Origin of the sequence: Shewanella sp. LC6 (assembly GCF_006385735.2) — a bacterium.
GTDB lineage: Bacteria > Pseudomonadota > Gammaproteobacteria > Enterobacterales > Shewanellaceae > Shewanella > Shewanella xiamenensis.
In genome coordinates this window covers 1,107,444-1,130,373 of record NZ_CP043902.1, presented here as the reverse complement: position 1 = coordinate 1,130,373, position 22,930 = coordinate 1,107,444, and the positions used below count along the sequence as shown (strand labels likewise).

Annotated in this window: 22 protein-coding genes; 9 read left to right on the top strand and 13 right to left on the bottom strand. The window is 45.3% G+C overall.

Features of this window, described 5'->3' with window-relative positions; translation table 11 throughout:
- Nucleotides 1-156 precede the first annotated feature (156 nt).
- Nucleotides 157-1,053, top strand: a complete 897-nt coding sequence (locus FJD32_RS05050; protein ID WP_140906490.1) for a DUF72 domain-containing protein — start codon at nucleotides 157-159, stop codon at nucleotides 1,051-1,053.
- Nucleotides 1,054-1,075: 22 nt separating this feature from the next.
- Here the strand turns inward: FJD32_RS05050 and FJD32_RS05045 are convergent, their stop codons facing one another.
- The 6 genes from FJD32_RS05045 to FJD32_RS05020 all read right to left on the bottom strand — a co-directional run bounded on the left by FJD32_RS05045 (nucleotide 1,076) and on the right by FJD32_RS05020 (nucleotide 8,194).
- Nucleotides 1,076-2,545, bottom strand: a complete 1,470-nt coding sequence (locus FJD32_RS05045; protein ID WP_037414918.1) for an inorganic phosphate transporter — start codon at nucleotides 2,543-2,545, stop codon at nucleotides 1,076-1,078.
- A 187-nt stretch (nucleotides 2,546-2,732) separates the two neighbouring features.
- Nucleotides 2,733-4,409 (bottom strand): glucan biosynthesis protein D, encoded by a 1,677-nt coding sequence (locus FJD32_RS05040; RefSeq protein ID WP_037414921.1) that lies wholly within the window; start codon nucleotides 4,407-4,409, stop codon nucleotides 2,733-2,735.
- Between the two features lie 256 nt (nucleotides 4,410-4,665).
- Entirely contained in the window at nucleotides 4,666-6,141 is a 1,476-nt protein-coding gene (locus tag FJD32_RS05035; RefSeq protein ID WP_037426128.1) for a carbon starvation CstA family protein, read from the bottom strand.
- A 226-nt stretch (nucleotides 6,142-6,367) separates the two neighbouring features.
- Nucleotides 6,368-6,844, bottom strand: a complete 477-nt coding sequence (locus FJD32_RS05030) for a GNAT family N-acetyltransferase (RefSeq protein WP_140906489.1) — start codon at nucleotides 6,842-6,844, stop codon at nucleotides 6,368-6,370.
- Nucleotides 6,845-7,025: 181 nt separating this feature from the next.
- Nucleotides 7,026-7,760: an LrgB family protein gene (locus tag FJD32_RS05025; RefSeq protein ID WP_109277701.1), complete on the bottom strand. Its 735-nt coding sequence runs from the start codon at nucleotides 7,758-7,760 to the stop codon at nucleotides 7,026-7,028.
- Nucleotides 7,760-8,194: a CidA/LrgA family protein gene (locus tag FJD32_RS05020; RefSeq protein ID WP_037414933.1), complete on the bottom strand. Its 435-nt coding sequence runs from the start codon at nucleotides 8,192-8,194 to the stop codon at nucleotides 7,760-7,762. The genes FJD32_RS05025 and FJD32_RS05020 overlap by 1 nt, the downstream gene beginning before the upstream one ends.
- 121 nt (nucleotides 8,195-8,315) lie before the next feature.
- On the opposite strand from FJD32_RS05020, the gene FJD32_RS05015 reads away from it, so the two are divergent.
- Entirely contained in the window at nucleotides 8,316-9,206 is an 891-nt protein-coding gene (locus FJD32_RS05015) for a LysR family transcriptional regulator (RefSeq protein ID WP_047535402.1), read from the top strand.
- A 4-nt stretch (nucleotides 9,207-9,210) separates the two neighbouring features.
- Here FJD32_RS05015 and FJD32_RS05010 read toward each other — a convergent pair whose 3' ends face one another.
- Nucleotides 9,211-10,035 carry a hypothetical protein gene (locus FJD32_RS05010; protein ID WP_140906488.1) on the bottom strand — a complete coding sequence of 275 codons (825 nt, stop codon included), beginning with the start codon at nucleotides 10,033-10,035 and terminating at the stop codon, nucleotides 9,211-9,213.
- A gap of 367 nt (nucleotides 10,036-10,402) precedes the next feature.
- Between FJD32_RS05010 and FJD32_RS05005 the strand changes: the two genes are divergently transcribed.
- The 3 genes from FJD32_RS05005 to FJD32_RS04995 are packed head-to-tail and all read left to right on the top strand — an operon-like array spanning nucleotide 10,403 to nucleotide 12,541.
- A complete protein-coding gene (locus tag FJD32_RS05005; protein WP_140906487.1) occupies nucleotides 10,403-11,137 on the top strand; it encodes a basic amino acid ABC transporter substrate-binding protein in 735 nt (244 codons plus the stop codon).
- Nucleotides 11,138-11,142: 5 nt separating this feature from the next.
- The gene (locus FJD32_RS05000; protein WP_037414942.1) at nucleotides 11,143-11,823 is read left to right on the top strand and encodes an amino acid ABC transporter permease; all 681 of its coding nucleotides are present in this window, start codon (nucleotides 11,143-11,145) and stop codon (nucleotides 11,821-11,823) included.
- On the top strand, nucleotides 11,816-12,541 hold the full coding sequence (locus FJD32_RS04995; RefSeq protein ID WP_011625361.1) for an amino acid ABC transporter ATP-binding protein: 726 nt from the start codon (nucleotides 11,816-11,818) through the stop codon (nucleotides 12,539-12,541). Before FJD32_RS05000 ends, FJD32_RS04995 begins: the two co-directional genes overlap by 8 nt.
- Before the next feature lie 665 nt (nucleotides 12,542-13,206).
- Here FJD32_RS04995 and FJD32_RS04990 read toward each other — a convergent pair.
- The gene (locus FJD32_RS04990; protein WP_037421672.1) at nucleotides 13,207-13,530 is read right to left on the bottom strand and encodes a hypothetical protein; all 324 of its coding nucleotides are present in this window, start codon (nucleotides 13,528-13,530) and stop codon (nucleotides 13,207-13,209) included.
- 354 nt (nucleotides 13,531-13,884) lie between these two features.
- Nucleotides 13,885-14,895 carry a sugar-binding protein gene (locus FJD32_RS04985; protein ID WP_037426116.1) on the bottom strand — a complete coding sequence of 337 codons (1,011 nt, stop codon included), beginning with the start codon at nucleotides 14,893-14,895 and terminating at the stop codon, nucleotides 13,885-13,887.
- 418 nt (nucleotides 14,896-15,313) lie between these two features.
- Here FJD32_RS04985 and FJD32_RS04980 point away from each other — a divergent pair, with 418 nt between their 5' ends.
- The 3 genes from FJD32_RS04980 to FJD32_RS04970 all read left to right on the top strand — a co-directional run bounded on the left by FJD32_RS04980 (nucleotide 15,314) and on the right by FJD32_RS04970 (nucleotide 17,929).
- Complete coding sequence (locus FJD32_RS04980) at nucleotides 15,314-15,967, top strand: oxygen-insensitive NAD(P)H-dependent nitroreductase NfsB (RefSeq protein ID WP_047535396.1); 654 nt, start codon at nucleotides 15,314-15,316, stop codon at nucleotides 15,965-15,967.
- A gap of 308 nt (nucleotides 15,968-16,275) precedes the next feature.
- Nucleotides 16,276-16,920: a DNA-J related domain-containing protein gene (locus FJD32_RS04975; protein WP_069454357.1), complete on the top strand. Its 645-nt coding sequence runs from the start codon at nucleotides 16,276-16,278 to the stop codon at nucleotides 16,918-16,920.
- A 256-nt stretch (nucleotides 16,921-17,176) separates the two neighbouring features.
- Nucleotides 17,177-17,929 (top strand): thiol:disulfide interchange protein DsbA/DsbL, encoded by a 753-nt coding sequence (locus FJD32_RS04970; protein WP_140906485.1) that lies wholly within the window; start codon nucleotides 17,177-17,179, stop codon nucleotides 17,927-17,929.
- A 148-nt stretch (nucleotides 17,930-18,077) separates the two neighbouring features.
- Here FJD32_RS04970 and FJD32_RS04965 read toward each other — a convergent pair whose 3' ends face one another.
- Both FJD32_RS04965 and hemG read right to left on the bottom strand, forming a co-directional pair.
- A complete protein-coding gene (locus FJD32_RS04965) occupies nucleotides 18,078-18,605 on the bottom strand; it encodes a cytochrome b/b6 domain-containing protein (protein WP_037426111.1) in 528 nt (175 codons plus the stop codon).
- A 43-nt stretch (nucleotides 18,606-18,648) separates the two neighbouring features.
- A complete protein-coding gene (gene hemG, locus FJD32_RS04960; protein WP_037421655.1) occupies nucleotides 18,649-19,170 on the bottom strand; it encodes a menaquinone-dependent protoporphyrinogen IX dehydrogenase in 522 nt (173 codons plus the stop codon).
- 511 nt (nucleotides 19,171-19,681) lie between these two features.
- Here hemG and FJD32_RS04955 point away from each other — a divergent pair.
- The gene (locus tag FJD32_RS04955; protein ID WP_037426109.1) at nucleotides 19,682-20,521 is read left to right on the top strand and encodes a TIGR03899 family protein; all 840 of its coding nucleotides are present in this window, start codon (nucleotides 19,682-19,684) and stop codon (nucleotides 20,519-20,521) included.
- A gap of 20 nt (nucleotides 20,522-20,541) precedes the next feature.
- On the opposite strand, the gene cysC is transcribed toward FJD32_RS04955, so the two are convergent.
- Both cysC and FJD32_RS04945 read right to left on the bottom strand, forming a co-directional pair.
- Nucleotides 20,542-21,159, bottom strand: a complete 618-nt coding sequence (gene cysC, locus FJD32_RS04950; RefSeq protein WP_037421649.1) for an adenylyl-sulfate kinase — start codon at nucleotides 21,157-21,159, stop codon at nucleotides 20,542-20,544.
- 44 nt (nucleotides 21,160-21,203) lie between these two features.
- Nucleotides 21,204-22,928: an SLC13 family permease gene (locus FJD32_RS04945; protein WP_140906484.1), complete on the bottom strand. Its 1,725-nt coding sequence runs from the start codon at nucleotides 22,926-22,928 to the stop codon at nucleotides 21,204-21,206.
- Nucleotides 22,929-22,930 lie beyond the last annotated feature (2 nt).

The following is a 22,930-nucleotide window of genomic DNA, read 5'->3' as shown; positions in this document are numbered from 1 at the left end:
CCAATAACAGCATCCGCAAGATGCTTAGTATTTGACTGAGATAAAACTCTTTGAGCACAATAGCCAATTCAAATTTAGTTGATTATATCTGGAGTTATTTTGACGGCGCTTAAGTCACCTTCACACCAAGCGAATCATTTTCGCCTAGGGCTTGCAATGTGGTCTCATCAGCATTGGCAAAGCAGTGTTTATGGTGTAACAACTAAGCAAGCCGATCGCCTTGCCCGCTACGCAACCATTTTTAACACTGTAGAAGGTAATACCAGTTTTTACGCCACGCCAAATACACAAACAGTGATGAACTGGCACAGCGCAACACCAGATGACTTTCGCTTTACCTTTAAACTACCGCAGCTCATCACCCATCAAAGACAGCTGCAACATTGTCAGCAGGAACTAATGGAATTCTTTCGGGTGATGTCGCCCTTGGCTGAAAAAACTGGGCTATGGAAGATCCAACTTCCCGCCTACTTTGGCCCGGAGCAACTAACAACCTTGGCGCATTTTTTAGAAATGCTTCCCCAAGGCTTGACCTATGGCGTTGAAGTACGGCATTTAGCCTTTTTTGCGAAGGGAGAGGCTGAGCGAGCACTAAACCGCTTGCTGATGGGTAAACAGGTAAATCGCATCATTATGGACAGTCGGCCCTTGTTTGCCCTACCGCCCGCTAGCGAAGCAATTATTGATGCCCATAAGAAAAAACCACAATTGCCCGTACATGCTATCGCAACTGCAAATGCGCCAGTGGTTCGCTTTATCGGACAAACCGATGGTACTATCGAAGCCTTAGCCGCCAATAACGATAAGTTACAGATCAAAAACAACGATAGCTTTTTCAAAAATTGGTTACAGCAACTTCCCCTCTGGATTAAAGAAGGTCGAGAACCCTATCTTTTTATCCATACACCCGACAATCAAACGGCTCCCGAGCTCGCAGTTCGTTTATATCAGCAGTTACAGCAGCAAATCGCCGCTGAGATTTGCTTACCAACAATCAAGTTACACACACCACCATTGGCAGATCCTACCGCGCAAATGCAACTCTCTTGGTAAGAGGCTGCATATCAACTTCAGCTTAGCCCCAAATTGAGTTAGCGAGAATAAAGACCAATGCCGACAAGAACATCGTAATAGGCAGCGTGAGTACCCATGCCAATAGAATTTGCTTAATGGTTTGGCTTTGCAGCCCAGAGCGATTAGCAACCATAGTACCCGCAACCGCCGAAGATAGAATATGCGTAGTTGAAACTGGCATACCCGTAACGCTGGCAATCCCGATCGAAGCCGCAGCCGTCACCTGCGCAGCAATACCTTGGCTATAGGTCATTCCAGACGAGCCTATTTTTTCTCCCACGGTATAAACAATTCGCCGCCAGCCCACAAGCGTGCCACAACCCAAGGCAGTCGCAATCGCCACGATCACCCAAAGCGGCGCGTATTCGGTCGATTTAGTCAAATCCTTACGCCATTTAGCTAAAGAGCTTAACTCCTTGGCTGGTAAGTCTAATTTAGACACTTTACGAGCGGTATCATCGATACACAGCAACAATCTACGCACTTCACGGCGCTCTTCTACCGTCATATCTTGAAAACTATTCGCCTTATCCAAACGGCGATCAAGCAACGACATCGCGGGTAACACGGTCTGTGCCGAACAATGACTCAACAGCTCATCACTCGCCTCAAGCTGCGCTTTTACATCAACTAAATCGCTAATTATCGCTTGATTGCGGCTATAAATAGCCATAATCCGTCGGTTTGCATCCTGCGTCCTTGCCAAATCATAGGACTGGCTGCTCATATCGAGGGCAAAATACGCTGGGGCCATACAGATAAGCACCAGCATCACTAAACCTATGCCTTTCTGCCCATCATTTGAGCCGTGGGCAAAACTCACCCCCATGGCCGAAGCTATCAGGCTCACGCGCGCCCAAAATGGTGGATGGCGTTTACCATTAATCTGAAATTGTTCATCGGGCGTACGGTGGATCTTATGCTTTTGCCACATGAACTTCATCAGCAATAGCAGTACTCCAGCCAGCACAAAACCAAGGGTGGGCGAAATAATCAGAGATAACATGATTTGCGTGGCTTTAGTGAGATTAATGCCATGCAATATAGGCTGGTGATGTATCCAAGCAAATGCGCCACCAACCCCCATAATCGAACCAATTAAGGTGTGGGAGCTAGAAGCTGGAATACCAAAGTACCAAGTACCTAAGTTCCAGATAATGGCGGAAAATAACAGTGAAAACACCATTAACAGCCCTTGAGTGGAGTCCATCCCCAATAAGGAGTCAACGGGAAGAAGATGTACTATGGCATAGGCTACGCCAAGTCCGCCAAGTAACACTCCCGCAAAGTTAAAAAGGGCCGATGAAACCACCGCTAAATTTGCAGGCATAGCTTTGGTGTAGATCACCGTCGCAACAGCATTGGCGGTATCGTGGAAGCCATTGATAAATTCGTAGGCCAACACAAATAACACTGCCAGCACTAAAGCCACCGACCAACCAAAGCCGATAGAGGTAAATATCTCAAACATAAATCGCGAACCTATGACGAGGACGCCACAGATTACGCCCAAGGTTGGGTATTTGACAGTGAAAAATTATTTAGATTTTCAAAAAGTGAATTAGTGCTCAATAACTTTGAATCCAACTTGCAATTAACAAATCGCTTAATACAAAAACGCCAGCACTGAGGCTGGCGTTTTGATTCACCCATATAGCTTACTGTAGATGACCTGCGTTATGCAGTTCACGTTCGTTCATCGGCGGTGGTGTCCATTGGTACATCCACGTTTCAGACAAAGGTTGACCATCTACTTCTAAGTAAACTCTTAGGTTAATCGGCTCAACGCTATCCTCTGGCGGCACGAGGTCAAACATAGCGCGGTAACCATTGATCGCATGTTGTGGGCGAGCAGAGTCGATTTCCACACGGCCTTGTGAAGTTGAAATAACCGCTTTCACTTGAGTATCTTTACCCAGCATTGGTAAAGAACCACCAGCAAAATCAATCACGAAGCGCTTGCTATAGTACTTACGCTTTTGACCAACTACGCCACCAATACCAGTAAAGGTATCCACTACGCGGGCACGGGGTGACTGCACAGGTGGAGTACCGCCCCAGTACATGTTGTAGCTATAGAGCAACTCTTGGCCTGGTTGAATGGGCTCTGCAGGATTCCAGAAAGCCACGATATTGTCGAAGGTTTCGTCCAGTGTTGGAATTTCAACTAACTGCACCGAACCTTTACCCCAATTACCTGTTGGCTCAATCCACAGACTTGGGCGCTTCTCGTAGAATACGCCGTCATCTTGGTAGTGGTCGAAATTACGGTCGCGCTGCATTAACCCAAAGCCCTTTGGATTCTCATCGCTATAGGCGTTGAATCTCAAGTTACTTGGATTGCCCAGTGGGCGCCAAATCCATTCACCGTTCCCCGTATGCATGGCAAGTCCATCTGAATCATGGATCTCTTGACGCCAGTCGTAACCTGTACGGCGATCGTTCTCACCGACCATGAACATACTTGTCAGTGGTGCAACGCCTAAACGTTCGATAGCCTTACGCGGATAAATCGCCGCATCAACCTTCATCTTCAAACGCTCACCCGGCTCGATATCAAAACGGTAAGCCCCTGTTACACTTGGTGAATCTAACAGAGCGTACACAGTCGCAATATTAGAACCTGGTTGCGGCTTCTCTAACCAAAAACGGGTAAACATCGGAAATTCTTCAGGCTTAGGCAACGCAGTATCAACCGCCAAACCACGGGCTGAAAGACCATACTGCATTTCCTGACCGACCGCGCGGAAATAGCTTGCGCCCAAGAAAGCAACAACGTCACGTTGCCAGTCAGTGTTGAACTGCATTCTAAAGCCAGCAAAACCTAAATCTTTAGGAAGCTGGCTACCCTTTACCTTCGACTTACCGTAATCGAACATAGAAGGAGAATATTCAATCAGTTTAGCCTTGCCATTTTCCAATTGGTAAATGTGCACTGGTGTATCGAAATACAGGCCTAAGTGGAACAACTCGGCGCGAAACTCCGAATCATCCTCATGCCACAGTGCGGCTTTTTTCTTGAAATGGAATTGCTGGTAATCATCCCAGCTCATGCCCTGTAAGCTTTTTGGTAACTCACCCTTGTGGCTTACATAGGACTCTGTCGCCAGCGTATGGGCATAGCCTTTTAACCAAGCGTAGCTAAACTCTTCTTCCTGCGGCGCACTGGCTTTACCCGCTGCACAAGCAGATAAGCTTAACAACACACTACAGGTGAGCAGTACGCTACCAACCATCCGTTGTAAGCGGCTACGAGTAGACTGAGCTTCTACCGATGGCATCACCATCGGCTCAGGATTTAAATGTCTTTGTTCGGGAAATAAATTGGGTTGCATAAGCAGACTCTGAATTGGTGTAACTTCCTGACACTTCTCTGCAAAAGTAAGCATTATTGCAGTGACTGCCCTGTGGAGAACTGTTGATGACAGTGATAACAATAACTCTATCTTCATCAGTTCGCCAGAATCTAACATAATTTCGACGCAATGGAATATGTCACAGTGACAATATTCAATACTGACGCCAGTTTATGAAAATAGTATTAAAAAGGGCTGCAAAATGCAGCCCTTTATGGTCATAAAGCCAATTAAGTTATAACTTTGTATCTATTACTGTTTTGCGTTTGTTGTGAGCAATAATCAAGGCGATTAAACACACCACCCCCACGGCGATGCCCACTGGTTGACTCAGGGATTGAGGTAAACCTAAACCAATACCTGCGGTAACAATGTAAGACACTGTCACACAGGTGCCCGCAATCGCAGGCAAGCTTACTATCCAGTGAAAACTGCCTCTATCGAACAGGTATTTTGTCGCCAACCATAGCACACTGGTCGATAGCAGCATGTTTGAGAAAGCAAAATAACGCCAGATCAAGGAGAAGTCGATCTTGGTCATAAAGTAAGCGATGGTCAATATAGGCGCCGCTACCAGCAAACGGTTACGCATACTCTGAGGGATATTAAAAGCGTCGATAATGGTTAGACGCAGCGATCTGAACGCAGTATCCCCCGAGGTAATCGGGAATACAGCGACCGCAATAATTGCCATCACGCCGCCTAATACCCCAAGATAGCTCGTAGCCACTTGGTTAACCACTAAGCCAGGGCCGCCTTGGTCTAGTAAGCTCTTAAGCTCAACATATCCGCCCGGGAAGGCCGCAATCCCCGCAGTCGCCCATACACAAGCCACCACACCTTCAGCCACCATAGCGCCGTAGTAAACTGGGCGAACGTATTTCTCGTTTGTCAGGCAGCGAGCCATGATAGGTGCTTGAGTTGAATGAAAACCACTGATAGCACCACAGGTAATAGTCACAAACAGTAATGGCCAAATCGGTAAACCATCGGGGTTAGGTTCCAATAACTCATTGTTGTAATGGCTGTGGTTGAAGTACGCGAACACATCGCCCATTTCGGGTAACTGCGGTGCATTGATGAGGAGAGCCACTGCAATCGAAGTGGTCATCACGATCATTAATAGGCCAAACGCGGGGTACAGCTTAGTGATGATCTTATCTATTGGCAGCATAGTGGCTAAGAAGTAATAGGCCAAAATCACTAATACCCAGAAGGTGTTATTGCCAAAAATAGTATCTTTAAAATAATCGAGATTACTGAGTAGTCCTGCAGGGCTCATGATAAACACCACGCCCACGAAAAAGAGTAACATCGCAGTAAACAGCAGCATCACGCCTTTAAAATAGATGTTAAAATAGTGGCCCGCGATTTCAGGCAGACTCTTTCCATCTTCTTTTATGCTTAACACCCCAGAGAAATAATCGTGCACCGCGCCGCCGATAATGTTGCCTAACACAATCCAGAGTAAGGCTACTGGGCCATATAAAGCCCCTAGAATAGGGCCAAAAATAGGCCCGACACCGGCAACGTTTAAAAATTGGATTAAAAACGCTTTAGCTGGGTGGACGGGTACATAGTCCACGCCATCTTCGAATCTTGCTTGGGGTGTTTGCGCTTTAGGATCAATCCCAGCTTGGCGTTCAACAAACGGACTATAAAACTTGTATGCCAGCACTAAGAGCGCAAGACATAAGAAGAAAATTAACATTATTTAACTATCCATACTTTAGTAGAAGGTGATTAACTAGAGAGTTTCATTGAGTTAGCCAATGAGATCAAGCCATCACATACTAGACTAAAGTCGGGTTGATAAATCTAAATTTACGATAAGACTCACTTATCTAAATAGATTTTTCAAATAATTTGTCTGTAAAAAATAAATCCAATCTTCTCTATAAGTGTTTCAGCGATTGGCTGTATAGCTTGTTTAAGCCTTAACGCAGCACAAATTCGAATAATGGCGCCGTATCATCTTCCTCTTGAATGAGTCTGTCCGTCTTTACAAATCCATGGCGCAGCAACACCCGCTGGGATGCAACATTATGCAGTGCCACATGGGCAAAGAGCGGCCTTGAGGTCACTAACGGTAAAAATGTGCTCAAGGTTAAGGTTGCGACCCCGCGCCCCCAAAATGCGCGGTCAATCCAGTAACCAATCATCGCCTGACCATCCCTATGCCAATGGCCAATATTGCCAACCAGCAAACCATCGACTTCTATCCCCCGTGCCAGTACCGACGCCTGCCCAAGGATATTTTGCTGCCAATGAAGGTAAAACGCCTCACGGTCCCGCGAGGGGAACTGCGCCAATTGGGATGCAATCGGATCCTGCTGATGGGCGAAGATCAGCTCCAAATCGCTCTGCATGATCGGCCGTAACGTCACATTCGATACGTGTGTTTGCTTATCCATCCTATATCTCTATTCAATTTCATCATCATGACATCTCGACATTCGCCGTCAGCTAAAAAAATGGGCGCATAACCCAAGCAGAGGTTAGCGCCCTAAGAGGCAAAACAACATCATTTAAACAAACAAAATCACAATTAAGGTGGGGAGGGTTAACGCAAACTCAGCAAATCACTAACTCACACTAACTGAAGATCACGGCAAATACGGGCGCGCCCAGCACCATAGCAATCCCGATAAAAATCATGGTTAAACTGGCAATGACGCCCTCTTGCTGGCCTAACTCACTGGCTTTGGCGGCGCCCGCACCGTGGGCCGAAGCGCCTAAGGCCACGCCTTTACCTAAAGAGGTGCGAATATGCATCAACTTGAACAGCGGCTCGCAGACTAACATGCCGATAATACCGGTGATGAGCACCATCATGGCGGTCAGTTCTGGCACACCGCCAAAGGCGCTTGTGGCCTCCATCGCAAAGGGCGTCGAGACGGAGCGCACCAACAAACTCTTTGCAAGCTCCACAGGTAGAGGCACAAATTTAACTAATAGCCAGCTCGACACCATGCCCAGCAACAGTCCAGCCACCACGCCAAGGGCAATGGTCAGCGGATATTGGCGAATGAGTTTACGCTCCCGATAAATCGGCAAGGCAAATGCGATTGTCGCAGGTGCTAACATCGCCATTAACCAATGGGTGTATTCAAAATAAGTCGGCAGCGGAATATCGAGATTAAACACCAAGAGCGTGATCACTACAGGCGCAAGTACGATCGGCGCTAACCACCATACCCGATGGCGCTTATACAAACGCTTCGCCGCAAAATAACAAAATAGTGTTAATAACAAGCTGATAAGTGCCAATCCCGTCTGCGAAAACACTAACTCAGAGACAACCGCAGGACTAAAGCTAACGCTCGACATTACACGGCCTTAGCATGGCGACGCGCATGCTTTTTGATATTGAGCTGACGCTCGAAGCGAAACACTCTATCAACCACAAATCCCGTACCCACCATCACGCACACACTGCCCATCACTAAGGTGAAGAGGATATTCAACCCATATTGCTCAAACAGGCCTTCGTACTTGATAACTGAGATCACTGGCGGAATAAAAAACAGCAGCAACTCACCGATAAGCCAAGCCGCGCCGAGCTGCACAGCATTTTCAGGAATTAACTTAGTCGCTAACAAAATCAGCAACAGACCTAAACCTAATACACTACCAGGCACTGGTGAATGCGCCCAAGAGGCAAACCAATGGCAGGCAAAAGACAATAAACAAAAGAGGCCAATTTGAGTTAACAATAAAGCCCCATGACGGCATCGACGTATTGCGGCTTGTAGGAAAGACATGCGGTTTCTCGATTTACACCAAAAGTTACTATGGGATCATTTTAGGCTTGCCTATTAAATAAAAAAAATGAATATTAAGCATGTAATCCATGAATTTTAAGAATGCATTATAGGGACGAGAATGGATCTCAAAGTGCTGCGCTATTTTATCGAGATCATCGATGCTGGCGGTTTTGGTAAAGCCAGTGAAAAGGTTCATCTCACCCAACCCGCCCTCTCCAAGGCGCTGCGCCAGCTAGAGGAAGAACTCGATTTGGTACTACTCGAGCGCGGCAAACGTGGCACTCAAGTCAAACTCACCCAAGCAGGAGAAGTGGTTTATCGCCATGGTAAGGAGTTATTGGCCGGACGCCAACGTATGCTGGCCGAACTCAGTGCCCAGCGCAGTTTGACTGCGGGTGAATTAAAACTCGGTCTCGCGCCGCTCGGCAGTGCTGAAATTTTTGCCCCTATTATTGCCAAGTATCGCCAGCAGTATCCACAAATCGAAATGCACTTGTTAGTCCGTGGTGGCGTTGAGCAAACGCTGGCAATTCAAAAGGGCGAAATAGAACTGGCCACTGGCATAATCGACCTTGATGATGGCTATGACGGCATTCGAGTGTTTAACGATCCTATGGTGGTAGTGCTGCCCAAGGAAAATCCCCTCACTACCAGGGAAATACTCTCAGTCCATGACTTAATCAATGAGCCACAAGTGATGTTTGAGACTGAATACACCCTGCATCAATTGGTGCTCAACGCCTGTCAGCAAGCCGGATTCTCCCCTCAAAATATCACCCGTGTTAGCCAAGCGGACTTTGGTATCGCACTGGTGGCTGCGGGAACTGGCGTGATGATACTGCCGCGCTCGATCGCGCGGCGTTATAGTGTGGCGGGGGTGGTCAATATTCCACTGGCGAGTGACGAATTGCGCTGGGAGTTATCGCTATTTTGGCGCAAAGAACAAGTATTGTCCTTTGCGGCACAGGCGATGATCGCGTTAGTTAAAAAGCACTTAACGCAAAAATAACCTCCTACCAAGGCACGACTAAGCTAAAACGCACTAAGGTATCGTTATCCCAAGGCAGGATGGGCAAGTAGTTAGGTGAATGCACACTCTCCTTAGCATAGTGGTCTAGATTGTATTCAGTGTGTTCCACATACAGTAACCACTGGCTGCCCTTCTCCCAGTAATCAGTATCGTAACTCATGCTGAAGCGATATTGATTTTCAAGCCATTGATCGCCATCGTTCCAAGTTTGCGCGGCTAAGTTCACGTTTAATTTGGGCGTTAAATCAACACCAACGCTACCCATTACAGTGTAAGCAAACTCACTATTACCAAAATCGCCTCTATCGTAACCTCGGGTGCGGGGCACGTCATCGTCGATCTCCAAAAAGTAATAGCCCGCACCCGCCTTAAGCTGGGCTTGGGTTTGTTGGCCTTGATAATTGGCTGTTAGTCCTGGAAAAAACTTCGCCTGCTTCTCCACTGAACTCACAGTATTACGCTTGCCCTGCAAATCCACTTGCCAACCTAAGGATAACTGCGGGGAAAAACGATAAAGTTCCCCAAGAGCGGCATATTCCGATTTAAACCACATCGGAATATGGTCAGGATCCAGCTTATCTCTATCAATATCGATAAACATATCCAGCACCGCAGACAGATAAATATCCGATGCGGTGGTATGTTCAATAATGATATTGCCATTGGCCCCAAAGGTATGCGAATTTTCTTGTTCGACAATAAAATCATGAATGCCCATAGTGTAATGCCATTGGGTTGATTCCTCTGCATAAACAGAGGTTGCTAAACTTAAAAGCAACGCTACAGGCGCCAAAATTTGGTATTTCACATAGTGCTCCATCAATTGCGATTTAAAACTGCCAATTAGATTATTTAAGTTTAATTTAATCAATTTTGCATCATTTGTATCTGAGATAGTTCATAAAAATCCAGCCTATTCACTAAAGTGAATAAAAATTAGCTCACCTCATCACTTTAAAGCGCTAAATTGCTATTCACGGTCACCCTAAACAATTTCACAACCTTTTAAAAAACTATTGATATCAAACACCACAATCATAATAAACATGATGTTCGTTATTTAAACCGCCAGTCCAACTGTGAATTTTTAATCATAAATAAAGCATAATTATTGACACGAATACGCAATCCTCCTATAGTCGCCACATTGCCAGTTATCCAAAAGAGAGTCTTAAATGAAAAAATCCATGTTATTAGGCGGCCTAGCCCTCAGTGCCACCTTGTTGTTAGCTGGATGTGGGAAAAGCAACGATGTTTTAGTGGTGGGAACCAATGCGGCCTTCCCGCCTTTTGAATACGTTGGCGGACAAAGTGGTGACGAAATCAAAGGCTTCGACATTGAGCTTGCCAAACAAATCGCTAAAGATGCCGGCAAAACGCTTAAAGTCGAAAACATGAAATTCGATTCACTGATCGTCGCGCTAAACTCAGGCAAGATTGATTTTATTGCCTCGGGCATGACCATCACGCCAGAGCGCCAGGCCAGCGTTAACTTTTCTGAGCCCTACTACGAGGCGACTCAAGTGCTGCTCGTGAATAAAAATAACGACACAATTCATACCCTTGATGACATTAAAGACAAACACTTTGCGGTGCAGCTCGGCTCAACCGCCGATATGATGTCTAAAAAATACACCCAAAATGTCACTGCTTTTAACACAGGCTTTGAAGCCATCATGGAGCTGAAGAATGGTAAAGTCGACTTAGTGCTATTTGATAGCGAGCCTGCGGCGAACTATCTGGCGAAAAACCCCGATCTCAAACTGATCAAGCTGGATTTCCCCGCTGAGTTTTATGGCTTTGCGGTGTCAAAGCAGCAGCCAGAACTCCTCACTAGCATTAATAACACGCTGAAAAACTTGAAAGAAAGCGGCCAATATCAGACGCTCGTTTCAGCCCATATCAAGTGATCCCTATGTTAGAAGCAATTAATACTTCGCTGTTTAGTCCCATTGGCGACGACGGCATGATAGGCATACTGCTGATCTTAAACGGCTTAAAAGTCACCTTGATTGTGACCTTCTTCGCCATGTTATTAGGCGCAGTATTAGGCGTGGGCACCACACTAATGAAGATGTCATCTAAGTGGTATATACGCTTTCCCGCCGAACTTTATGTTGGCGTGATCCGCGGCACGCCTGTGGTGGTGCAGTTAGTGATCCTTTACTTCATCGTGCTGGCCGCATTCGATGTCGATAAAATTACCGCCGCCATTATCGCCTTTGGTTTAAACAGTGGCGCTTATATCTCTGAGATTATTCGCGCAGGGATCCAAGCCGTCGATAAGGGTCAAACCGAAGCGGCACGCTCACTCGGCCTGTCACAGGCGATGACCATGAAGCTGATTATTCTGCCGCAGGCGATTAAGAATATTCTGCCCGCGTTAGGCAATGAGTTTATCGTGCTACTCAAAGAAACTGCCGTAATTGGCTTTATTGGCGGCGTGGATTTAATGCGGGCGGGTGAGATTATCCGTAGCCGTACCTTTGAAGACAGTATCCCACTCTTTACCTGTGCACTGATTTACCTGTTCCTGACCTACAGCTTCACATTTATGCTGTCGAAATTCGAAAAGAGGTTGAAGCAAAGTGATTAACATAACCAACCTACACAAAAGTTACGGCGATAATGCGGTCCTTAAGGGCATCAACGAACATATTCGCCAAGGCGAAGTGGTGAGTGTGATCGGCCCCAGCGGCAGCGGTAAAAGCACCTTTTTACGTTGCATCAACCTGTTAGAAAAACCCACCCAAGGGGATATTGAAATCGAAGGGCAATCTATTACCGCCAAGGATGCCTGTGTCGATAAATTGCGGCAAAAAGTGGGCATGGTGTTCCAAAACTTCAACCTATTCCCCCATAAAACCGTATTGCAAAACATTACCTTAGCGCCAGTGAGCCTAAAGTTAATGACCCAAGCCGAAGCCGATAACAAGGCGCTGGCGCTGCTTACTCAAGTGGGCTTGCAGGATAAAGCTAATGCCTATCCTTCGAGCCTCTCGGGTGGACAAAAACAAAGGGTTGCCATTGCCCGCGCACTAGCGATGGAGCCGGATCTCATGCTATTCGACGAGCCCACCTCAGCACTCGACCCCGAAATGGTCGGCGATGTGCTGGATGTGATGAAGGACTTAGCGCAAAAAGGCATGACCATGGTGATAGTGACCCATGAAATGGGCTTTGCGCGCGATGTTTCCGACAGAGTCATCTTTATGGATGGCGGCTATGTGGTGGAGTCCAATATACCCGAGGAATTATTCACCCGCCCTAAAGAAGCCAGAACCCAAAGCTTTTTAAGTAAGGTGTTGAGGTAATAAAGACTTATACAACATTGAAAGGTGAACAATGGTATTTGCTTGATGAGACTCAGCATGCTTTGAGACAGAAGAGCGTTAAAAATTGAAAGGCAAATATCACTGCTTAGTTATTAAATTCATGCCCATATTGAAAGGCGAGCTATGGTGTTTGCTCAACGACATGCAGCGAGTCCATCCGTGGATGCTCGACCGCCCCGTCTGATGTGAATGGATTCACGAATGCCGCGATGGCATGGATGCCAAAGAGCGGCCTTGGGGCGGACGGTCGTCTCGCTAATCACCATGGCTCACCCTTTTAGCATCGGTGTAGCTTGCAGGTTTTAAAGAAACACACAGCATGCTTTGGGACAAAAGCGAGCTAGATTCCAAGCTCTAATTCATGAGTTTCAGATTAAAATTTGTAATGAACTCATTGAAATCATTAATTGCCACCGAGCCAAACATCAACAAGTACGTATAAGGCACTAACCTGTGTGGCCAAACAAAATCGAAATCTGGTAAAAAGACGGAAGATACAATCGTAAATTCGATCCTAACGCAACCACCCTCATGATAAAAGTTACCCAGCCCTCCAATGAAAACTGATCTCTTTGGGCTAAGCAACTCAAGAATCGTCTGAGGTTTAGAAAGGTTTAGATAACCCGATTTTAGTCTTATATTAATCAGCCAAACTTACCTATTAAGATTGGCATCATGAATGCAAATACAGCTAATGTAGTACCTATAATCAACAGTATTCGACATGAGGAAGCAATTTTATTTAAATCTCCATCATTTAGTTGATGATATTCCTCTTTTAATAAGAACATAATTACTTTATTTGAATTACTAAGGCTATTGTTGTAAATATAGCCAACTTTACCTAACGCTTCCCACTTTTCAGGATATTTACTTTCCAATAGTAACGACATTTTTTTAAAGGAAATAAAATACCAAACAGTAATAGGAAAAAGGCATATAATACAAACTGTCCAAAGATATTGCATTGTAGTAGATCCGACCACCCATTTTAAATCAACAACATAATGCACTTTCAGTTTGCCTACAACTTGTAAAAGTTAACATTGTGAAAAAAGAACCATCAGCAGTCGCAAGGACAGCATCAGGGCAATAAATTGCGCTAATCCCTTTAAAAAAGGGTGTATTTCAGACGAGGTATATTGTCCCTTAGTGTTTGGGAGATGTTCGGCAATGATTGCTGTCGAAGTAATATACATTGTTGTCAGTTGCACTAAAAATGCTGGCAGCTTGCCGCAAAGTGCCGTCGTCGCTTTTCGAGATGTTCGCAGTAATCGCTCAGTTCTTGCAGAGTCCCCCTAAGTAATAGAGGCTCATTAACATTACATTCCTGTACGCTTTTCACAGGTATTGAAGTTCTGTGGAGAGCAAAATGTCACCGGTGTATAGATTATTTCTTGATACTTTTGTTTTGTGACAATTTTATAAAGCGTCAAAATTGCCTGCCTGCCCATTTCATAGGGATTTTGACCGATATTGATATGCGCAAGATTATCCTTCAACATCATTAATTGCTCTGGAGAGGTATCAGTAATAATAACGACGACCTCCTTGTTGCTAATTTTTCCTTGGTATGGGGCAATCATCTCACGGTAAAGCGCTGCATCATTTTGAGCCCAACCACCAACAGCAATAAATGAGTCTGCTTTCACCGGCTTGCCTTTCATAACAGACTCCATTTGTTTAACCGCTTGACTAAGTTGGTCAAAATTAAACAAAGGTTCTCTCACTTCTGTCCAGCCCTGCTCGTTATTAAGTAATTTCCCTGGAGGAATATCGTATTTTTTTCCCGACAACGCAGAGCGAACTCCCATCAGTCTTAAATTCAAATTGGGAGAATCAGGGCGCCCAGATTGCATGATAAGCGTCCCACCATTAGGCCGTAATTTTTTTAATTGTTCACCTAATGATTTACCCAATTCGAAATTGTCTGTACCGATATAGGCTGAGCGAAAATTCTTGGGGTCTTGGTTGATGGAAGCATCAAAATCTGAATCATAGGTGACAATTGGAATACCGGCTTCTTTAGCTCTTTTTAAGCTATTTTCGAAAAGATACTTAGATTGCGTAACCGCGACAGCAATCCCATCGATACCTTCATCAATCAGTTGGTTTATGACCTCGTCTTGCAATCTAACACTGCTTGATTCTGGCCCTCGATATACACATTCCACACCTTTTATTTCAGCGGCGGCATCTATACAGCCCGTTTTACTTTGATCAAAAAAAACACTATAAAATTTCGGCACAACAGCAAATTTCAGATCTTTTCCATAGCCAGAGGATACGGGTAATAAACTGAATGTAATAAACAACATAAGTAATCTTGTCACACGTCCTCCCAACAAATGAAACCGTCACTAAAGCTTCATAACAAAATGTAGCAAAGGAATAGCGTTAGCGACATGAGAGACAACGTTGTTATCAAGTATCATTGATCTACATCATGCATTCACAATGCTATTGTGCACAGCTAACGGCCAACAAAAGATAAAAAGCACATATAAACAATAAAATAGAAACACATCACATTAGATTCGATCGCGAATAGATTGTTTATTTTGACCGCTAAATATCCTCACTTAATACCTAGGGCGTGTTGGTGCCCTAAGCGTTTGCAGTGGCTGAACCAACCGTCAGTTTCAAAAATATTTTGAAACTGATAGCCGTTTTGATCACATTGTTTTTTGCCTAAACCTGCTTAAAATGCTGAGGTTGATTTTGTATTCCTAGATGATTTGGAGCCGTTACATGAGTGATTTAAGTTTTCTCGCTAAAAAGCGTTACACCACTAAGGCCTTTGATCCAACCAAGACAATTCCTGCCGACAAGATTGCCGACATCAAAACCTTATTACAGTTCAGCCCATCATCAACCAACTCACAGCCTTGGCACTTTGTGCTTGCCGGTACGGCAGAAGGCAAAGCGTTGATCGCCCAAGCGACTGAGAACTACGCCTTTAATACCCAAAAAATTCTCAATGCTTCCCATGTGGTAGTACTGTGTACCCGTACTCAACTCGATGAAGCCCATTTACTGCAAGTGCTAGAGCAAGAGGCCAAAGATGGCCGTTTTGCCAATGAAGAAGCCAAACAAGGCCAACATAATGGTCGCTCTTTCTTTGCCAATATGCATAAATTTGAGCTAAAAGACGCCCAGCATTGGATGGAAAAACAAGTCTATTTAGCACTCGGCACCCTAATGTTAGGTGCCAGTGTGCTCGATATTGATGCTTGCCCGATCGAAGGTTTCGATGCGACTAAACTTAATCAAGTCTTAGGCTTACGAGAAAAAGGTCTGTGCGCTTCTGTGATTGTAGCCCTTGGTTATCGCTCTGAAGAAGACTTTAATGCTAAATTACCTAAGTCACGTTTAGCACAAGAAGTTATCTTTACTGAAATCTAAATCCTGACGCCTAAGCTAACCGTAAGTACCCTTGTTTTGCATAAGTGAACAAGGGTATTTTCGACCTCGTCACATCACTCATCGTAAAAAAATTAACACCATTCCCGCCAGCAAAGCCTAAGCAACCTTGAGGAAAATTGCTCTAAAATCCATCTTTGCCTACACTTTGCACTGTGGCATAGTGTACATCTAGCACGCTGTAATTAGCGGCCAATTTAAGGTAAAAACCTTAAAAATCTTATGGATAGATGTACACTCAGCTGAATCGCCACACTCGCTTGATAACAACTTAGGATGGGACTGTCAGTATGCTACTCGCAAAACCTTCACTCAGTGCAGAAGCTCAATCGGCAAAGCTTTCGACCACTAAGGGGGACAATCCGTTAATCTGGCCAGTGCTATCGGTATTACAAGCTTCCAATCAAAGTTGGAAAATCCATCACCTCGCCACCGAATTACAGAGCAGAGGGCTTATCCATCCTTTAGATGAAAACCCGGGTAATGATTTATTTAAGCGTAACTTTCTACTGATGAATGCCCTGTTCGAACTGCAAGAAATGCTTCTTCCTAAGCAATGGTTACAAGTTAAAGCAATGGAAATCCAGATTTTCCGCCTCGTGCCATCAAATGTTAACTTATTGATAATGGAAGAGACTTCCCTGCGAGAATATTATCTTGACTGGAATAACTACGACACCAGCGAAAACGTGGTGAGGGAATTATTAGAGGCTTTCTGGAGCAGTTATAAGAGCTACATTGGCCTCAATGTAAATTTAATGCACAAAGGACATGCCCTAAGAGTTTTTGAGTTAGATGAAAGTGCAACCCCAAGAGATATCCGCAAACAATGGCGTCGTTTAGCCCTCAAATGGCATCCTGATAGACCCGAGGGTGATGCTGCCCGCTTTCGCGAAGTCTGCGAGGCTTGGCAATCCCTGCGGGATATTGCTTAGCGAATGTTGATATATCTGTGATCCCCTTTGCAGTCTTGCAAATTTCTAGGTCTAAACTCCCACGGGATCACAGATTTAGTTCAATATCGGCGCACTAATTCAGCGATAATTAAGCATTTCAAACTAACCTAAAACCATCTTCACGCTGGTATAACACAAGCGTAATTTCAAGATTGAATCAGCTTATCCATTAGCATTAGGCACAACGCATAGCACTTAATGTACTGGATTCAATCTAACCGACTTTGAGGGTTCTATGATCAAACCAATCGCCTTGGCTGTCGCCTTAATCGTTGCACCATTCAGCAGTTTGGCCGCAAACTTTGTGGAAGGCACTCACTACACTCAAATTTCTGATAAAGCGCCGAGTAGTGAGCCTAAACTTACCGAGTTTTTCTCCTTCTATTGCCATAATTGCTTCAATATGGAAACCAATTATCTGCCTGATATCAAAGCTAACTTAAACAAGGGCATTGCATTTGATACTAAGCATGTCGACTTTATGAATAGTGCTTTAGGGACTGAAGTCATGCGTTCGCTGGCCGTCATCCAAGAGCTGGATAATAAAGACGCTCTAACCCATGCCATGTTCGCCGCGATCCAAGGAGAAGAAGGCGCTAATGGTCACGACCACAGCGCCCCTGGACATAAGCACGAATCGCAAATCAATAGCCGTGACGACATAAAACAAGTCTTTGCTAAGTTCGGTATAGACGCGGCGAAGTACGACAAACTTGCCGACAGTAAAAGCACAGATGAAAAGCTAGCCCTTTGGCGTGCCCAGCAAAACCAATTCCGCGTTGAAAGCGTGCCAGCCTTTATTGTTAATGACAAATATGCAGTTAACTTAAGCAGCATCAGAACCTTAGACGAACTGATTGGCTTAATTAACTATCTTGCCGTTGAAAAAGATGCACAGGCACCTAAAAGTTCTGGTGGTAGCCTAAACTGGTTATTCTTAGCCTTTACCGCTGCCGTCGCTCTTGGCCGTCAAAAGCGTTTAAGGTAACAATATAAGCTTCTGTTTTTTGCGAATGGATGCTTTAGCGGACTGACAAGTCTCAATCAAAAATGAATCGATACTAGTCAGTCCCTTCAGTAAGTTAGAGCAAGATAAACTCACTCAGGTTGGACCTAACGCTCAGCAGTAGCAGAAATTATTGCCTAATAAATTCAATAATATGCGTTGCAGCCAATATGATATGCAGTACTAAAAAGCCAATAAAAGCATCGGCACAAATTTGATGATAACCACGCCAAGTCATTGCCAGTGGTGTTCCTTGGTAAATAAACCATACAACGCCAGTTAATCCTGTCGCGACCAGCAGTATCATGCCAATCCCTTCGATACAACTAAACAAGCCTTTGCCACCGGCTACGGGGAGCTTGCCTTTAAAAAGGCCTTTAATATCCTGCACCAATTGTTCCCAATCGCCCACCAGCCAGGCAAAATACTGGTGCCATTTGCCTTGGAGGCTATTACGTAACAAAAATAAAATCCCTAACGCAGCACACACAAATCCTAGGTAAACATGCAGATAATCCCAAATGCTAGCATTAGCACGCAGGCTTCGACCGATAAAAATCCACGGACTGGTGCAGATGAGTAGACTTGCGGACAACACCAGCCAAACATGCAAACGCGCCAACAAAAAATCGAATATCAAGGTTAATTTGTTCGACATATAGGTTTATCCTCGATAATCAACGTTAGCCTCAACCGCTCGCTTAGGCTTGGTGGATTTGTAATCCAAACTCATGCACTTTTTGCCAGTCAGTGTATTCAACATTAGTAACAGGATCCGTGGGCCCCTTAGTTAACCACATGATAAAACGTATGATATTCCTATCAAATGCATTATAACCCTGATAATTCAAATTACCGCCAAACACTTGCAACAACTGAGGACGCCAAGTCGTTTTAGTTAAAAACGCCTGCATATAGGGATTGGTCTCAGGGGTATTTTTTTCAGGTTTACGGGCAACTAAACTCACAGAGAAAAATCCACCGACTTTTTGTGTCAGGATTTGCTGATGTTTCTGAATAAATTCATACAGCGCAGGATTATGTTTTCCGTGACGAATACTGGCGCCAATGATGATCTTATCGAAGGACTCCATCGCGGGGACGGCTTTTATATCAGCAATCACCACCGAATTACCTAACTCTTTGAGTTGCTGGGCTAACTGATTCGTGATCTTACGAGTTTGACCATGAACACTGGAGAAGATGATCAGAATTTTTTTCACTTAAGCCTCTATTATCTCAACAAAAATAAGAAAAAGCGGCCAGAAGAAAAACAAGTACGGCGGCCTTATGTTGACCTAAATATACCGATCAATATGATACTCAATGCCTCGCAATCCAGAAGGTAACCACAAGATAAACAATGCGCTTCTATGGATAGCGAGTCCGCTAGCGATATTTAGGTTTTCCACGCAAAAAGCAAACTGCCTATTACGATATTGCATACTAGGTGATTTAGTCATCTATTTACATGAAATAGATCACGGGCTTAGCGCCAAACCATCCCTCGATATTCGGTAATTCTAGCTTGCTCACAAAAATAAAAATCACCACTCTGAGGATCAAAATGTTACAAAATCAGCAATTCCAGCCCTAGTCTAGCAGGCGTGAATAAAAGCAAACCAACTCGGAGACTTAAAGCTAACTATCGACTAAGCTGGACACTTTTGGCAGAGCGGGTATTCTCCCTAATTTGCCATGTAAATTAGCAGACAAGTGATACAGGATTAAGGCATGAAGGATTCGGATATTTTAATGCTTGCGGATGAAGCCGCTCCCGCTGCGGAGGTCTCTGCCCGTAAAAAAGCCCTTTTACTTGGCCGTCAACTCGGTCTCGCCAGTGAGGAAGAATATCGTCCAGCCAATGCCTCGATTGCCGAACGCGCCCAGCATCGGCAGCGTAAACTCGCCAGCCAGTATCAGGCAAATGTTGAAACCATTTTCGCCCTCGCCTTAAGTTATACCTCTTCCGACATGACGGGGGTGGATCTCGATCCCGACTGGAGTCATCAATTTTTTCTGATGGCAGAGCAAATCCATAATCGAAAAATGCAGGACCTATGGGCACGTATTCTCTCTAGTGAAATCATCAACCCAGGAAACTTTAGCCTGCGCACCTTAGCGCTACTTAAGCAATTAACGCACAGAGAAGCGCAAATCCTCGAAAAAGCCCTAGGCATGGCAGCAAAAGTGAATAATGAGCAGCGCTTAAAACTCATTAGCGGCTATCGGCTCACGGGCGGGATTGGCCAATATTTTCGCAAGCATACCAACATCACCCTAGGTCTCTCGCAATTTGGTCTGCCCTACTCCAGTATTCTCACCCTAGTTGATGCGGGGATACTCCACAGCAGTGAGTTTGAAACGGGTTTACTCAATAGTAAAACCCCCATCCAACTCACTATGCCCGGTATTCAAATGAAGCTAACCCCTAAGAGCGGTAATTTGCTCTTTAGTTATTATCGATTAACACCTATTGGCGATGAACTAGCGCAGCTTGTGCTTCCTAAACAGGACCAAGAATACCTTAAAGCCCTTCAAGCCCTATTTGCCAAGGACTTTAAGATTGAATAACAAGCTGTTATAGACTGCTTCTATGCCAGCGCAGTGAGGCGATTTGGGCTAATAACGTCGATTGCGGTTAAATAATCAATCAAAGCCCGAACTTGAGATGCTAAATCCCCTTTGCTGGTATCAATCGTCAACTCAGCGGAGAGCGGGGCCTCATAGGGCGATGAAATCCCAGTAAAATGTGCGATTTCGCCCTTGCGTGCTTTAACGTACAATCCCTTGGGATCGCGCGCTTCACACACGCTAAGTGGCGTCGATACATGCACTTCGATAAATTGTCCAGCGGGGAATCTTGCACGTATGCTATCGCGCTCTTCTCGGGTGGGAGAGATAAAAGCTGATAACACCACCAAGCCCGCATCCACCATAAGTTTTGCTACCTCGCCAACACGGCGTAGGTTTTCATCCCTGTCGGCCACGCTAAAACCCAAATCTTTACATAGACCGTGGCGCACATTATCGCCATCGAGCAGATAGGTGTGAAAGCCCGCTTCAAATAATGCACGCTCAAGCGCACCTGCTAGGGTCGACTTACCTGCGCCAGAAAGCCCGGTAAACCAAAGCAATACCGGATTCTGCCCCTTAAGTTTGGCTCTGGCTGCTTGGTCGACACTATGTTGATGCCACACTATATTGCTCATAAAAACTCCTCAAACCTTTAATAAACCAACGACTAAAGGCATCGTTAAAACGGAAAGATGATCGGCACCATAAAAATCACAATCAGCGAATACTGTAGGGATAAGGGCAGCCCTAACCGTACAAAATCACTAAAACGATAGTTACCCGCATTAAACACCATCAAGTTGGTTTGATAACCATAGGGCGAAATAAAGCTAGCGCTAGCCCCAAACACCACAGCCATAATAAAGGGCCTTGGATCGACGCCATAATTCAGCGCCACCGCATAGGCAATAGGAAAAGCCAAGGCCGCGGCGGCGTTATTGGTGACCAGTTCAGTCAACAACAAGGTAACTAAATAAACCCCCACAAACGCCCCAAACACCCCGTAACCATTTATTGCGCCGAGTAAGCCTTGAGCGAGTCCCTCAGCAAGACCTGTGCTCATCATCAGGTTCGCCAACCCCAAAGCGCTGCCCACAATCACGACTAACTCGAGCGGGAAACGGCGCTTAAATTCAGTTAAGGTTACGGCGCCAATGGCAAAGTAGCTGAGCAGCAATAGCACCAATCCTTTTGCCAAGGGTAAAATCCCCGCCAGACTCAGGCCAATCGTCAACACAAATCCGGCTAACACGATACGACTGCGTTTAGTGTCTAAACGCACATTCAAATCGAGTCCGCTGACAGCGGCAAATTCGGTACTCAGCTTAGCATTGGTGCTAAAACCATCCCCCGGCGTCAGCAGTAACACATCGCCCGGTTGCAATACGATATCGCCCAAGCCGCCTTTTAACGGATGATGGCCACGGCGAATCGCCATAACCGCCGCATCAAACTGTTCGCGAAAGCGAGATTCCTTTAAGCTGCTACCCACTAGGCTCGACGAAGGGGCCAATACCGCTTCGACTAGGTTTTGTCCCTTGGCCTGATGCTTACCAAACCAATCTAGGCCATCGAATTGATGCAATAGCTCCACCGACTCCACCGCGCCACTGAACCGCAGCACATCGTCCGCTTGCAATACTAACTGTGGCGGAACCGGGCAAATACAAATACCGCTTCGCTCAAGCTCCACTAAATAAAGCTTTTTTAGGGCTCTGAGCTTGTTGTCCACCACACTGCGACCGACTAAAGACGAGCCTTTAGCGACATGGGCCTCAAGTAAATAGGGTAGTGCTTCTTCTGTCGTTTCATCCCGTCTGTCGGGCAAGGTATTAGCCAGCATGATCAGTAGCGGAATGCCTAACAGTACAATCAACGCTGCAACAGGGGTAAACTCAAAGAAACCCAGCGCAGGTAAGCCCGCATTCTCCACAAACGAATTAACGATAAGGTTAGTGGAGGTACCAATCAGTGTGAGCGTTCCCCCAAGAATCGTCGCATAGTTAAGCGGCAGTAATAACTTAGCGGGCGCATGGGCCTGATTACGACGCACTACCCCAATCAAAGATGCCACAACGGCAGTGTTATTGGTAAATGATGACAGCAGAGCCGTGGAAAATCCCAACTTTGCCATTGTCATCGCCAACGAGCTATTACCAATCACTTGGCTTAACTTTCCCAGCAATGAAGTCTTTTCCAGCGCTGTCGCCGCAAGCACCAATAACACTAATGTGACTAATCCAGTATTAGTAAAGCTAGTGAGCGCTGCGTCGAGCGTTACCATACCTAGGAGGTAACATATTAAAAAAGCAAATAAAAACAACACCGCAGGGTTTATGCGGCCAGCAATTAAGCCTGCCAACAACCCAAACAACACTATCGCCAATAGCCACAAGTCACTCACAA